Source organism: Bradyrhizobium sp. USDA 327, from assembly GCF_041262065.1.
Lineage (GTDB): Bacteria > Pseudomonadota > Alphaproteobacteria > Rhizobiales > Xanthobacteraceae > Bradyrhizobium > Bradyrhizobium liaoningense.
The window spans coordinates 6,202,693-6,216,636 of sequence record NZ_JBGCCW010000001.1 but is presented as its reverse complement, the minus strand read 5'-3'; the positions used below and the strand labels follow the sequence as shown (position 1 = coordinate 6,216,636).

The window sequence follows — 13,944 nt, the reverse complement described above, 5'->3', positions numbered from 1 at the left end:
CCGCAGACATCAAGTCGTGGGACTGACCAGGAACTTGAAGCCGTACTTTTCGAAAATGGACTTGGCCGCCGAGGAGCGCAGGAAGGCCAGATAGTCGCTGGTCTCACCCTTCGCGGTCGTGGTCGCGGCGACGGGATAGACGATCGCGGGATGCGAAGCCGCCGGGAAGGTGCCGATGGTTTTCACGCCGGGCTCGACCTTTGCGTCGGTCGAGTAGACGATGCCGAGATTGGCTTCGCCGCGGGCGACCAGCGTCAGCGCGGCGCGGACGCTCTCGGCCATGGCGAATTTCGGCTCCGCGGCCTGCCAAGCGCCGAGTTTCTCCAGCGCGGCCTTGGCATATTTGCCAACTGGCACGGACTTGACGTCGCCGGTCGCGATCCTGCCGCCGCCCGCGAGCTTGGCGAGATCGAAGCCTTGCGCGATGTTGACGTTGTCGATCTTGGCATCCTTCGGCGCGATCAGCACGATGCCGTTGCCGAGCAGGTTGACTCTGGAAGGTTCGTTGATGGTCTTCTTGGCGATCGCGTAGTCCATCCAGTCGGTGTCGGCGGAAACGAACACGTCGGCCGGCGCGCCCTGCTCGATCTGCTTGGCGAGCACCGAGCTTGCCGCATAGCTGACGCTGAACTTGACGCCGGTCTTGGCGGTGTAGGCGGCGTCGATCTCGTCCAGCGCGTTCTTCATCGAAGCGGCGGCGAACACGGTGATGGTCTTGTCCTCGGCGGCGGCGGGCGAGAGGGCCGCGCCAGCGAGGATCACGAAGGCGGTGAAAAGTCCTGAAATGCGTAACATGGGGAGCGCTCCGTGCGAGTCCGCGCGCGCAAAATGCACGCGCAAGTCCGGCGTTGGGTGGGTTGATGCGACGGGTGGAAGCGCTGCTCCACGGGGCCCGGCAGCGGCTTACGACCGGCAGGGATATCGCTCCGGGCAAACATAGCAGGCCGAGGCGTCAGGTCAAAGGGCGACCGTTTGTCCGACCAAACGCCCTATTGTGCCGGCAGGATCGCGATCGAGACCGAATTGTCCTTGGCGCCGCTGACCTGGAGCACGAAGGGCTGCGCTGAAAGCTGGTATTTCATGGTCTTGCGGATGCCCTCGCAATCGGTCGCGCCGCTGAAGGCCACGGGCGTGAGGGCATGCCCATCTTGGACCACGTCGACCCAGGCGCCAGTGGACAGGCTGATCGTGTACAGCCCGGCCTTGGCGGACTTGACGCTGGTAAATCCGGCAAAGGTGCCGTCCTTTGACGCGCGCTCCGGCGTCGTCGGCAGCCTTGCTTCACTCGGGACAACCAACTCCAGCGTGATGGCCGAGGACGGCAATGCCGCCTGCTCGCTTCCCGAGGCGAGCCTGGTGCGGTCCGGTGCCGTGAGCGCGGCGCGCTCGCGCTCGATCGGCCATTTGAACTTGTCGCAGCCGCTGGGTTCTTCGGCGGCGAAAGCGGAGGTCGTACTGATCGTGAACGCAGCGAGCAGGGAGAGGACGCGCATGTGAAATCCCATCGTTGGCCACGCGACGGCGCGAGGCTTGCTGTCAGGCTTGTTGGTCAGGGAGGCGCGTCCCGAGAGGGCCGCGAGCTTACGACACAGCGGCAAGGCATTCTAGCGTACCTGGGTGGCGCGCACCAACCAACGAGTTCGTCATCCCGGATCTGCGCTGACGCTTGTCGGGGACGACGGCGGTGGGGGACGCCAGCCCGCATGCCACTGCTTACGGCCTCGCATCCGCCGCGTGCAGCACGACCTTGCAACCGCCGGCTCCCGCGCCGCAATCTGCATGGCTCCTTCGACTGTGGATTTGTCCTAGAAGGGGAAGGCGGCCTGCGCCTTGGCACTCCAGAGTGTGTAATCGCGGCCCAACCCGCCGACTTCACCACCGAGCGAGACCCGCGGTCCTCCTGCGAATGTCATCGCCGCGCCCGTGGTGACGCGCGCCGACCATGACTGGAGGACGACGAGCGGAACCGTGGCGATCGAGGAAAGCCCGCTGGTATCGGTCCCGTCCTGGCTGAAATAGTAGTCGGCGTAGATGCCGACATAGGGCGCGAGGGTGAGATCGGACCCGATCATCCAGGGCCGCGCGGCCTTCAGGCCAGTGCTCGCGCGACCGGAGGAGAAATTTCGGTCGGTCTGCGCAGTACCAAGGCTGTCCGTATAGCCATCCTGATGCTCCCACAGCGCGTAGAGGCGCGCGGACGGTTCGAGGTCGACATCGGCCAGCCGGTAGTTGCCGGTCAGGCCCGCCGACACGAGCACGCGCCGGCCGGGCAACGAAGCCGCGGCCGTCCCGGCCGTCAGCGAATAGTCGAGCCCGGTATAGGCCACGGCGACATCGAGGCGGAGACGATTCCAGAACCGCCAGCCGAGATAGGCGCCGCCAGTCCAGCCGTCGCCGCGGAGCCGGGCGGTGAGAAAGGTCGAGTCATATCGGAAGTTCTCGTAACCAACGAGCATGCCGATCAGAACGTCGGGCGTCAGCCTGCGGGTCAGGCCGGCCGTCACATTGATCTGACCGCCGGAGAGATCGTTCGCGGTGCCGGAGTTGTTGCGAATGCCCCCTCCGCGCACATCGATCCAGGCTTGCCAGTCGCGCTGCGCGACGCGCGGCGACGCTTTCGTCACCGGCCGGGCGCTACCCGCGTAAGCGAGCGCCGAGAAGGCATGGTCGACCCGGTCGTTTGTCGGCGACCGCATGGGCCCCGAACGGTCCTTGTCTGCCACCGTCATCGTCGGCCGCGGCGAAGTTGAACCGCATGCCGTCACCGTTCGACATCACCGGCGATGGATTGTCGGAGAAGCCGTCCGCGATCGCGCCGTCGATGGCGCCGGAGATGGCTTGGCCCGAAATCTGCGCCACAGTCCTGGTCGCGACGATCTGCATCGACCGCAGCTTGCTGCTGTCGGCCGGCACGTTCACCATCTGGGCAAGCGCTGCGGACGCAGACCCGGAGAATCCGGGGCCGGCATGATATGTCGCCGTGATGTTGTGCGTCCCGACCGAGAGCGATGTCGTCGTCAGGGTGGCAACGCCCCCGCTCAGGGCAACGGTACCGAACACGACGCCGCCGTCGCTGAAGGTCATCGTGCCGGACGGAGAACCGCCGCTGCTTGCCACCGATGCACTGAATGCCACGGCCTGCCCGGACTGGCTCGGGTTCGGCGACGACGTCAGGGTCACCGACGTACTGGCGTTGGTATAGGTGAAGCCGCCGGAGAGCGTGCTGCTGCCGACATTGTTCGTGACGACCACGTCTACCGCCCCCGCGGCATGCGCCGGGACGACGGCGGTGATCTGCGTGCCGCTGTTGACGGTGAAGGAGGTCGCTGCGCTGCTGCCGAACGCCACGGCCGTGGCAAAAGTGAATCCAGTGCCGGTGATGACGACTGACGTGCCGCCTAGCGCCGCGCCGGTGTTCGGGCTGACCGAGGCGACGGTCGGCGCCGGCGCATTGACGCAGAGGCTGGCGACACTATCCGCCGGATAGAGCGTGCCGCCAAAATACAGCGTGTCCGATGTATCCGCCGGCACGACGTAGGTGAAAGCCGTTGTGGTCGGACCCGCCAAGACCGCGAACGCCGTACCATCTATCAGAGACATGAAACTGTTCCCGGAATTGTTCGTAAGGATGAGCGTGATCGTATCGCCTCGGACAAATCCTGTCCCCGGCGTGGTCACGCCGAGGGGTGTGATGCTGATCGCATCACAGCCCGGCGAAGCCATTGCGGCATCCAGCCAGCCAAACGCCGCGCACAGCGATGCCAGCGCCACCAACGCCTTCCGAACAATCCGCATTCCAGTCCCCCGGTCTGTCGCGCCAGAGGCGCGGCAGACGTGCCGCAAGTCCGATCCCGCTGCATAGCAGGCAGCTCAGTGGGGCAATGTGCCCAGAATCTCAGGTTCACATCTCGGACGAATGCTGGTGCCGAAACGACACAATCACCGGCAGCGGACGGCCGCCGCCACTCCCTCGTCGGTTGCGTGTCGCTGTGCGGCTGAGTACAGATGAACAACGAGGTTGGCGCCCGGCCGGAGCACCAGCAGACAAGGCCACGCGACCTTGCCGCGTTGAGCAGCGATGCGGACGAAGCACATATGAGCGAGCTGGCAGCGGCCGCCCCCGGAATCGGCAGACAGGCGCTGGCGACACTTCGCGCGGCGACGAGCGCGGTCGACGGCCCGCTCCATGTTCTCGGCCGGCGGTGATCCTCATCGCGCTTTAGGGGTCCCGGATCCGCGCTGTGCTTGTCCGGGATGACACTGGTGGGTGAGGCGGCAGCGTAGCTTACGGTTTCGCATCCGCCGCGTGCAGCACCGCCTTGCAGGCCGCCGGCATCTGCGCCAGCGTCATCGGCGGCTTCGGCTTTGGCGGCTCCGGGGGCGGCTTGGGGTGCAGCACCGCGTCGGAGAACCAGTAGGCGAGATCGGCGGGTTTGCAGCCTTCGTCCTCGGCCTGTGACGGCTGGCCCTCGCATTCGCCGGCGCCCGCCGGGCAACGCATGCGGATGTGGAAGTGGTAGTCGTGGCCCCACCACGGCCGGATCTTCGACAGCCATGCGCGATCGCCCTTGGCCTCGCGGCACAACGCCTTCTTGATCGCGGCGTTGACGAAGATGCGCTGCACGCCGGGCTCCCGCGCGGCATCGCGCAGCACCAGCACATGGCCAGGGGTGAATACCTTGGGATCGACGTCGAGCCGGTCCTGGCGCACCATCATCACGGCCGACATGTCCTCGCGCTCCTCGCGCGAGAGCCGGCGGTCCGGCATCGGCGTCAGCCAGATGTCGGCGTCGAGACCGATCTGGTGGCTGGCATGGCCGGACAGCGCCGGCCCGCCGCGCGGCTGGGCGATGTCGCCGACCAGGATGCCGGGCCATCCCGCGTCCTTGTGCGCCCTCGCCGCGAGCCGCTTGATCAGCGCGATCATGTCCGGGTGGCCGTAGCTGCGATTGCGCGACAGCCGCATCACCTGCCAATGGTCGCCGTTGACCGGAATCTGCACGGCGCCGCCGATGCAGCCCTTGGCGTAGGAGCCGATGACATGGGCCGGCCCCTTCGACGGCAGCAGCTTTCGCGCGAACAGCTCCTTGGCGGGGAGATCGGGGTCGTTCGGATTGGCGAGCGGCGGCAGCGGCTTCGGGGTGATGCTGCCCTTGTCCTGGGCCAGCGCACCGCCGGCAGCCAGGAGAGCAAGCGAGAGCAGGAGGAGGGTGCTGCAGCGGCGACTCATGCTGACGTCCTTATAGCCCAATGCGGCACCAGGGTTAAGGACGAGGCTTTGAGCGGGTCGCAACGTCGCGGCGCACGGGCCCCAAATTGCGTCTCAAATTGCCGCTTTTTAACGCCGCAATAACCGTATCCCGCATTGACCAAAATTCGTGCGCGGAGGGAGGAATATCCGCGGCTCGCATGCAATCGCGTGCGATTTCGGAACTGATTCAGGTGCGCGCGCAGTTTTGCGCCAGATCGCCCTTTGATTGCGGTGCCGGACTCAGTTCGAAGGCGCTTGCCGCCGCGGCCGCGCCGCGCAAACAGGCAGCAAGGTCCGCTTCGCGCGGACCGCGGCCGGGCAAGATTACTTTTTTTTCAGACACTTGCCTCAAGACTTGCGGCCACCGGGCGCGCGACTGGGACGAGTGAAGTTGAGTTTGGGGTCTCGAAAAACGAAAAAGCCAAAGCAAAACGTGCTTGCCCGCGCCGGCAGAAAGGCGCGCAAGCCGCGTTTCGCGTGCGCGCCGCGAGACCTTGCCGAGCGCGACGAAGTCCTGCGCAGCCGTGCCGAGGCGGAAGCGGCGATTGCGGAAGCGCGCAAATCCCATGAACGCCTGCGCCAGGCCATCGATATCCTGCCGCAGGGCATCGTGTTCCTGGATGCCGAAGGCCGTTACGTCCTCTGGAACAAGAAATACGCCGAGATCTACAGCAAGACCGCCGATCTGTTCGAGGAAGGCGCGCGCCTCGAAGACACGCTGCGCATCGGCGTCGCGCGCGGCGACTATCCCGAGGCCATCGGTCATGAGGACGAATGGATCGCCGAACGTCTGCAAAAGCTCTATCAGCCCGGTGCGCGCCACGAGCAGAAGCTGTCGGATGGTCGCGTCATCCTGATCGACGAGCGCCTGACCGACGACGGCGGGGTCGTCGGTCTGCGCGTCGACATCACCGAGTTGAAGCAGCGCGAGGCTTCGTTCCGCCTGCTGTTCGACGGCAATCCCGTGCCCATGATCGTCTGCGCGCTGGATGACGAGCGCATCATCGGCGTCAACGACGCCGCGGTGGCGCATTACGGCTACAGCCGGGCCGAGTTCGAGAGGCTGAAGATCCGCTCCCTGCAGGCCTTCGACAGCGAGCCGCCCTGGACCGCCGAGCGCTCCGGCGAGGAACAGGCCGGCCGCACCTGGAAACATGTCAAGGCCGATGGGACGCTGATCGACCTTGCGATCTACTCCCGCGAACTGACCTATGCCGAACGGCCCGCGGTGCTGCTCGCGCTGATGGACATCACCGAGCGCAAGCGCGCCGAGGCGCGGCTCGCCTTCATGGCCCAGCATGACGGGCTGACCGGCCTGCCCAATCGCAGCCTGCTGCGGCAGCAGATGGACGAAATGCTGCTGCACACGCGGCGCAGCGCCGAGAAGGTCGCGCTCCTGATGCTGGGGCTCGACAATTTCAAGGCGGTCAACGATACGCTGGGGCATGCGGTCGGCGACAAGCTCCTGCGCGGTGTCGCCAAGCGGTTGCGCTCGACCCTGCGCGAGGAGGACGCGCTGGCGCGGCTCAATTCCGACGAGTTCGCGATCGTGCAAGGCGGACTGACCCGTCCCGAGGACGCGGTGATGCTGGCCAAGCGCCTCCTGGAAGCCATCGCCGATCCCTATCTGCTCGACGGCCATTCCGTGGTGATCGGCGCCTCGATCGGCATCGCCATGTCGCCCGGCGACGGCGACGATTCCGAGAAGCTGCTCAAGAGCGCCGACATGGCGCTGTCGCGCGCCAAGCTCGACGCGCGCGGCACCTTCGCCTTCTTCGAGGCCGCGCTCGATGCGAAGGCGCAGAGCCGCCGCAAGATCGAGGTCGAGCTGCGCGACGCGATCCAGAACGACGTGCTCCGTCCCTATTACCAGCCGCTGATCGATCTCCAGAGCGGCCGCATCACCGGCTTCGAGGCGCTGGTGCGCTGGCCGCATGCCGAGCGGGGCATGGTCTCGCCGGCCGAGTTCATTCCGGTCGCCGAGGACACCGGCCTGATCAATCCGCTCGGCGGGCAGATGCTGCGTCGGGCCTGCCTGGATGCCGCGGCCTGGCCCGACGACGTTCGCGTCGCCGTCAACCTGTCGCCGCTCCAGTTCCGCAGCGGCAATCTGCTCTCGGTGGTGACGGACGCGCTGAAACATTCCGGCCTGCCGCCGCGCCGGCTCGAGCTCGAGATCACCGAGACGCTGCTCCTGGAGAAGAGCGCGCAGGTGCTGGCGACGCTGCACGCGCTGCGCGCGCTCGGGGTGCGCATCTCGATGGACGATTTCGGCACCGGCTATTCCAGTCTCAGCTATCTGCGCAGCTTCCCGTTCGACAAGATCAAGATCGACCAGTCCTTCGTGCGCGATCTCGGCGCCAACCGCGAGGCGCAGGCGATCATCCGCTCCATCGTCAGCCTCGGCAAAGGTCTTGGGGTCACCATTACCGCCGAAGGCGTCGAGACCGAAGCCGAGCTCAGCTGTCTTCGCGCCGAAGGCTGCCACGAGGGCCAGGGCTTTCTGTTCAGCAAGGCCCGGCCGAATGCGGAGATCATCGGCCTGCTCGCGGCACAGCGCGGGATTGATGCCGCCGATGACGAGGACGCCGCGCTGGTGGCGTGATCTCTCGTTCCTTTGGTACGTAAGGGACGCGCCGCTCTCTCGGTTAACCTCTCCCGCTTGCGGGAGAGGTCGCGCCGGAGGCGCGGGTGAGGGTTCTTTCCTCTGGGGGATTGCCTCGTTGCGGATACACCCTCTCCCCCAACCCTCCCCCGCAAGCGGGGGAGGGAGCGCAGCGTCACTTGTGGCTGCGATTAGCGACCTTTCGTCAAGATCGCCTTCCCGACATCCTCGTAGTGGCTATCCCGCGCCTGGATCTGCTGCGCGATGGCGTGCATGTCGCGGAACCGGCGCTCGAACGGATTGCTGCGGAACACCGCGGTCGCGCCGGCCATGTGATAGGCGGCGTCGACCACGCGTGCGGATTGATGGATGGTCCAGGTCGCGGCGAGGCGGACCGCGTTCCGATGCGCCGCGCTGAATTCGCCGGTCGCAGACAGATCGCGCCACATCGCGTCCGCAGCCGCATAGAGATAGGCGCGGGCGGCGCGCAAATCACCCTCGGTGCGGCCGATCAGCCCCTGGACCGCTCCGGAGTCGCGCATGGCGCTAACCGCCAGCGATTGGTGCTTTGCCCGTGCCAGCGCGATCGCCGCATCCAGCGTGGCGCGCGCGACGCCCAGCGACACCGCGGCAAAGCCGAGGCTGAAGGTCGAGCCGGTGCCGATCCTGTAGAGCGGGCCCGGCTCGCGCAGCGCCGACGGCACGTCGCGAAACGCCGTGAAGCGCTCGGGGATGAAGAGGTCGTTGACCTCGTAAGAGTCCGTGCCGGTGCCGGCGAGCCCGATCGCCTGCCAGACGTCGTGCAAGGTCGCGCGCGCAACCGGAAACAGGATGGTGCGTACCTCCGGCGATCCATCGGCATTCTTGCGCGGCACGCCGTCAGCCCCGACGATGCGGACATGCGCGCCCAGCCAGCTCGCCTGCCGCGAGCCTGAGGCGAAGTCCCAGCGCGCGGTGACGCGATAGCCGCCCTCGACGATGCGCGCCTCATGCGCGATCGCGCCCCAGGCGAGGATGCCGGGCGGCGTGCTGAATATTTCCTGCGCGGTGTCGTGGTCGAGCCAGGCCGCGATCATCGCGCAGACGCCGCACTGGCCGAGGCACCAGGCCGTCGAAGCATCCGCCTTGGCGATTTCCTTCAGCATCTGCATGAAGGCCTCCGGCGCGGCTTGCGCGCCGCCGAGGCTCTGCGGCAACAGTGCCCGGTAGAGCCCGTTCTCGGTCAGTGCAGAAACGACGCCCGGCGTCAGCCGCCGCGTCCGCTCGATCTCGTCGGCCTCGCGTGCGATCAAGGGGGCGATGGCTCGCGCCCGCTCGACCAGGCCAAATCCGGAAAGCTCGGACATTCGCGTCGTCTCGCCCCTGCCGTGAGCAGTAGAGGCGCGATGGTGGTCCATTTGGCTGATGGGATCAAGGCGACGCCGTCGGGCGGAACGAGCGCGTCATGGCCTGCCGCGGCGGTTCTGTTGACTTGGGTCAAGTCGAACTCGGCGGGCGAGCCCACAATTGCAACAAAGGCGGAACCTCGGGAGGTCCACGATGCGACATCAGATGCTTGCGGCAGCCCTGCTGCTCCCCCTCCTCGGCAATTCCTCACTCGCGCAATCGCCTGCCGACCACCAGGCCCATCATCCGGATCAGAAGGACGCGCCTGCAGCCGGTCCGGCGACGCCGCCGGAGGCGCCGCGCGGCACCGCCCCATCTCAGGGCAGGATGGGCGGCGGCATGATGAACATGATGGGCGGCAACATGCCGATGTCCGACATGATGCGGATGATGGGCATGATGCGTCAGTCCGGCGGTGACTGCATGAGCGGGATGGAGACCGTCGATCGCGTGGAAGGCCGGATTGCCTTTCTGCGCACCGAGCTCAAGATCACCGATGCTCAGGCGCCGGCCTGGAACGCGTTCGCCGAAGCGTTGCGTGCGAATGCCAAGGCTCTCGGAGAGCTCCGCGGGTCGATGGCCGGCTCCGGGTCAGAGACCTTGCTGGATCGCGTGACCTGGCAGGAAAAATGGCTGTCGGCGCGGCTGGAGGCCACCCGTGCGATGAAATCGGCGCTGACCAACCTCGTCGGCACCCTCTCCGACGAGCAGAAAAAGACCGCCGACGAATTGCTCGCGCCCAACATGGGCATGATGCCGATGATGCAGGGTGGCCGGATGGGCGCCATGCCGATGCAGGGCGGAAAATGAGGGCCTCACTCGCATCCTCGCCATGTCTCGACAATGTTGGCAAGTGCGGTGTGCTTTCTGGACCGTAGCGGCGTGGCAATGTACCGTCAGCGGTTGATTGAAGTGATGAGCCGGCGTCCACGACATCACCGCGCTGGCCCGGTAAGCGCTCGCCGTGGCGAGACGTTCTGATCAAGAGAGGCAGTGCGCTGGAGTGAAGTGGACTGCGACCATACCGCCACCCCTGGCGAAGCGCGATCTTCGGATCGATTTCTTTCGGGGCCTTTCCCTGTGGTGGATCTATATCAATCACATCCCGGAAAGCTATCTGAACCGGCTCACGCCCAAGAATTTCGGCTTCAGCGATGCGGCAGAGATTCTCGTATTCCTGTCGGGCCTTGCGTCCGGTATCGTCTACGGCGACCTCTTGCGTCAGTCCGGCTTTGCGGCCGCGAGCTTGCGCATGTTGCGGCGTTCGTTCGAGATCTATGTCGCGCAAATCATGACGGTCGTCCTGTTGCTGGCGGAGGTGGCGTACATCGCGGCATGGCAGCCCGGCATGTTCGATCACGCCAATCTGGCCATCCTGCTGCAGGAGCCCGCAGAGACACTGCTTCAGGTGGCACTGCTGCGCTATTCCCCGGTCAATCTGGACCCTCTGCTCTTGATGGTCATACTCCACTTCGCGCTCATTCTCATCGTGCCGCTGACGATACGCGCTTGGCCGCTGGCCTTGGCCGGATCCGTCGCTCTCTATGTTCTCGCCCATCAGTTCGACTGGTACATCCCGGCCTATCCAAGGGGGCAACTCTATTTCAATCCGCTGAACTGGCAGCTGCTGTTCGTGATCGGCATCTGGTGGGGGGCAAACCGCGGCGATTGGCAGCTTGCCGTTCTCAATTCCCGGGTTCTTGCCGTTCTGGCGGCGGGCTACGTGCTGTTCTCGTTCGTGATCACCCTGGGCTGGCAGATCCACGCGATCGAAGCCTATGTGCCGGAGTGGCTGTCGCGCCTGATCTATCCGGTCGACAAGACCAATCTCGATATCCTGCGACTGTTGCATTTTGCTGCGCTCGCACTGCTCTGTTGGCGCCTTCTTCCAAGCAATGCCAGCATCTTGAAAGCCAGAGCACTGAGACCGCTGATACGATGCGGCGAGTACTCGCTCGCGATCTATTGCGCCAGCGTTCTGCTGTCCTTCGCGGCTCATGCGCTGCTCAGCCTGGGCTGGAACAGCCTGGCATGGCAGACGCTGGTCACTCTCCTGGGCCTGGGCCTGATGAGCGCCATGGCGATATTGCTCGCCGCAATCGATCGCGGCATGTTTCCCAATCTCAGGCCGTTGTAGTTTCGAACACGAATGCGCAGGCGCATTATTCCGCCGTCAGGCCGCAATGCGGCCGAGATCGAGCGATGGCCGGCGCCTGGTCGGGAAGCTCAGCGCCACCGCGACGGCGGCGAGCCCGATCGCGAACGAGCCGGCGTGCAACCATGTGTAGCGCTGGAAATTGTCGAACACGATGCCGCCGGCCCATGGCCCGAGCGCCATGCCGAGGCTGGCGAAGGCCGACACCGCGCCGAACACCGTTCCCATGATGCGCGCGCCGAAGAATTCGCGGACCAGCACCGCATAGAGCGGCATCACCCCGCCATAGGCGAGACCGAACACGACCGAGAGGGCGTAGAATTCGCCGAGCTGCCCCACCGCGAGATAGGCCGCGATGCACATCGCCTGCACCAACAGGCCGCCGACCAGCACGGGCTTCGCGCCGATGCGATCGGCCAGCGCGCCCAGCAGCAGGCGGCCGCCGAGGCCTGACACGCCGGCGACGCTATAGACCGTCACCGCCGTGAGCGGGGCGATGCCGCAGACCATTGCATAGGATACCATGTGGAAGATCGGGCCGGAATGCGCGGCGCAACAGGCGAAATGCGCCGCGGCGAGCGCGATGAACTGCGGCGTGCGCAGCGCCTGCGCCGCGGTCAGCTCGACATCAGGCACAGCGTCCGTCGTTGCGGGACCGGCAGCGAGCGGTGCCGGACGCACCAGGAAGCAGGCGGGGATCAAGAGCGCCCAGGCAGCACAGCCGATCACCAGCATCGCGGTGCGCCAGTCATAGGCCGTGATCAGCCAGCTCGCGGCCGGCGCGATCGTCACCGGCGACACGCCCATGCCGGCGGAGACGAGAGCTACCGCAAGGCTGCGGTTCTTCTCGATCCAGGCGCTCGCGAGCGCCATCATCGGTGCATAGAAGCTGCCGGCGGCAATGCCGATCAGCACGCCGAAGCAAAGCTGGAATTGCCACAGGGTTGCCGCCTGGCTCGCCGTCACGAGACCGAGTCCCAGCAGAATGCTCCCTGACAGCACCACGATGCGGGTGCCGAAGCGGTCCGACAGCGCGCCCCAGAGGAAAGCAGCCACGCCCATGCAGAGGAAATCCAGCGTCGCCGCCGCCGACACGCCGGCGCGCGACCAGCCCATCGCTTCCGAGATCGGCTGCAGGAACACCGCCAGCGACAGCATCGTGCCGAACCCGACACAGGTCATCAGCGCACCTGCGGCGACAACGACCCAGCCATAGTCGAAGCCTGACGGCTTGCTCATGCGTTTCCTCGCGCTGTTGGTTTTGTTGGTGGTGCGCAGAAGGGATGGTGGCCTATCCGCAGGCGGAGGGCAAGGTTGCTCGCAATACGCGGGCACAGAGCTTGCTATCTTGCAACTGCAATGATCCGGCGTCGGCGCGCCTGGTTAGGAGGTGTCCTGTGCCGCGGTTACGTTACCTCCGCGTGTCCGTTCTGTTTGCCACGTCCACCCGTAAGCCGAGATCAGACTCATGTAAGCCTGAAAATCCGTGCCGGTCATATTCAGGGAGCGGCTGCACTGTTGGAGGGCTTCTTCATATTGACGGAGGTGCAAGTGTGCGACGCAGAGGAGCCGCGCTGTGATGGTATCCTGCAATACGGTCAGATTTGCGAGGTCTCCGTCGAACCGATCCGACCAGATGTCGCGGGCAGTCTGGAGATCGGTCAGAGATACGTTGACCCGCACCTGATCTCCGTTGCGTCTCACCGCGCCCCGCACGGCCCAACGGATGCCGAGATCCGTCCCGAGCTGCTGCAAATCGATCGGCTTCTTCTTGTAGGTGAAAGCGGTGTCGCGTCCAATGACGAGCGTGGCGGGCGTTCGCGCTAGATCCGTCGTCAAATCTGTCGAGATAGAATCGGCAAAGGAATCCTGCGCTGGATCGTCGTTGAGGCTGGCGAAGGGCAACACGACGAGAGAGAGGCGAGGCGCGAGCTTGGGCCCGGCTGTCGGCTGTCCCTGGATATTTTGAGATTCCCGTTGGGCGTCGGTACGGACCGTATTCCAGGCATTCCAGTATCCGGCAACCCCGCCGGCAATTGCGCCGATGGCAGCGACCGACGCCAGCACGCTGCCGACGAGCTTTAAACGACCTCCGAGGTCCTCCAGCCAGCCGGCGAATCGCCGTTCGCCAACAGCGTCTGAAGAGGCAACCGGGACCGTAATCGCTGCGGCGGTTCCTGGCTGCCGATCCTCATCGTACACAGCGCCCACGAAACGAAAGCCCTTTCGTGGGAATGTCTTGATAAGACGTTGTTGCTGACCGGAGTCACCGATCGCGCGTCGGACGGCATTCAGCCGGGTCGTCAGCGCCGCATCGGATACGATCCGGCCATTCCAAATCGCGTTGACGAGATCGTCCTTGCTGACGACGCGATCCCTGCTGCGGATCAGATGTTCGAGCAGATCGAGAACCTGGGGTGTCGTGGGCACGACATCGAGGCCGCGCCGCAATTCGCGCCGCTCGGTATCCAACACACAGTCCTCGAAGAAATAGCGCATGGCACCATTCCCCAAGCCTGCCCTCTACCCTCCGAGGGCGCGGGAGAA

At 65.5% G+C, this 13,944-nt stretch carries 12 protein-coding genes; 4 read left to right on the top strand and 8 right to left on the bottom strand.

The features are described from left to right. Positions 1–9: 9 nt before the first annotated feature. The 4 genes from modA to ABIA42_RS29385 all read right to left on the bottom strand — a co-directional run bounded on the left by modA (position 10) and on the right by ABIA42_RS29385 (position 3,600). Positions 10–795: a molybdate ABC transporter substrate-binding protein gene (modA, locus tag ABIA42_RS29400; RefSeq protein WP_370118611.1), complete on the bottom strand. Its 786-nt coding sequence runs from the start codon at positions 793–795 to the stop codon at positions 10–12. Between the two features lie 194 nt (positions 796–989). Next, complete coding sequence (locus ABIA42_RS29395) at positions 990–1,493, bottom strand: hypothetical protein (protein ID WP_370118614.1); 504 nt, start codon at positions 1,491–1,493, stop codon at positions 990–992. A 312-nt stretch (positions 1,494–1,805) separates the two neighbouring features. Next, positions 1,806–2,696 carry an autotransporter outer membrane beta-barrel domain-containing protein gene (locus tag ABIA42_RS29390; protein ID WP_370118617.1) on the bottom strand — a complete coding sequence of 297 codons (891 nt, stop codon included), beginning with the start codon at positions 2,694–2,696 and terminating at the stop codon, positions 1,806–1,808. After that, positions 2,635–3,600, bottom strand: a complete 966-nt coding sequence (locus ABIA42_RS29385) for an Ig-like domain repeat protein (protein ID WP_370143685.1) — start codon at positions 3,598–3,600, stop codon at positions 2,635–2,637. Before ABIA42_RS29385 ends, ABIA42_RS29390 begins: the two co-directional genes overlap by 62 nt. Positions 3,601–4,005: 405 nt before the next feature. Here ABIA42_RS29385 and ABIA42_RS29380 point away from each other — a divergent pair, with 405 nt between their 5' ends. Beyond that, positions 4,006–4,206, top strand: coding sequence for a hypothetical protein (locus ABIA42_RS29380; RefSeq protein ID WP_370118623.1), 201 nt, complete (start codon positions 4,006–4,008; stop codon positions 4,204–4,206). Positions 4,207–4,285: 79 nt separating this feature from the next. On the opposite strand, the gene mepA is transcribed toward ABIA42_RS29380, so the two are convergent. Beyond that, positions 4,286–5,230: a penicillin-insensitive murein endopeptidase gene (mepA, locus tag ABIA42_RS29375; RefSeq protein WP_370118626.1), complete on the bottom strand. Its 945-nt coding sequence runs from the start codon at positions 5,228–5,230 to the stop codon at positions 4,286–4,288. Positions 5,231–5,684: 454 nt separating this feature from the next. Between mepA and ABIA42_RS29370 the strand changes: the two genes are divergently transcribed. Beyond that, positions 5,685–7,856 (top strand): EAL domain-containing protein, encoded by a 2,172-nt coding sequence (locus ABIA42_RS29370; RefSeq protein WP_271531341.1) that lies wholly within the window; start codon positions 5,685–5,687, stop codon positions 7,854–7,856. Positions 7,857–8,047: 191 nt separating this feature from the next. Here ABIA42_RS29370 and ABIA42_RS29365 read toward each other — a convergent pair whose 3' ends face one another. Further along, a complete protein-coding gene (locus ABIA42_RS29365; RefSeq protein ID WP_370118629.1) occupies positions 8,048–9,202 on the bottom strand; it encodes an acyl-CoA dehydrogenase family protein in 1,155 nt (384 codons plus the stop codon). Between the two features lie 367 nt (positions 9,203–9,569). Between ABIA42_RS29365 and ABIA42_RS29360 the strand changes: the two genes are divergently transcribed. Next, positions 9,570–10,052: a Spy/CpxP family protein refolding chaperone gene (locus ABIA42_RS29360; protein WP_271531343.1), complete on the top strand. Its 483-nt coding sequence runs from the start codon at positions 9,570–9,572 to the stop codon at positions 10,050–10,052. Between the two features lie 193 nt (positions 10,053–10,245). After that, positions 10,246–11,379, top strand: a complete 1,134-nt coding sequence (locus ABIA42_RS29355; RefSeq protein ID WP_370118632.1) for an OpgC domain-containing protein — start codon at positions 10,246–10,248, stop codon at positions 11,377–11,379. A 36-nt stretch (positions 11,380–11,415) separates the two neighbouring features. Here ABIA42_RS29355 and ABIA42_RS29350 read toward each other — a convergent pair whose 3' ends face one another. Together ABIA42_RS29350 and ABIA42_RS29345 are read right to left on the bottom strand one after the other, a co-directional pair. Continuing rightward, a complete protein-coding gene (locus ABIA42_RS29350) occupies positions 11,416–12,636 on the bottom strand; it encodes an MFS transporter (RefSeq protein WP_370118635.1) in 1,221 nt (406 codons plus the stop codon). Between the two features lie 144 nt (positions 12,637–12,780). Then, on the bottom strand, positions 12,781–13,896 hold the full coding sequence (locus ABIA42_RS29345) for a winged helix-turn-helix domain-containing protein (RefSeq protein WP_370118638.1): 1,116 nt from the start codon (positions 13,894–13,896) through the stop codon (positions 12,781–12,783). Positions 13,897–13,944 lie beyond the last annotated feature (48 nt).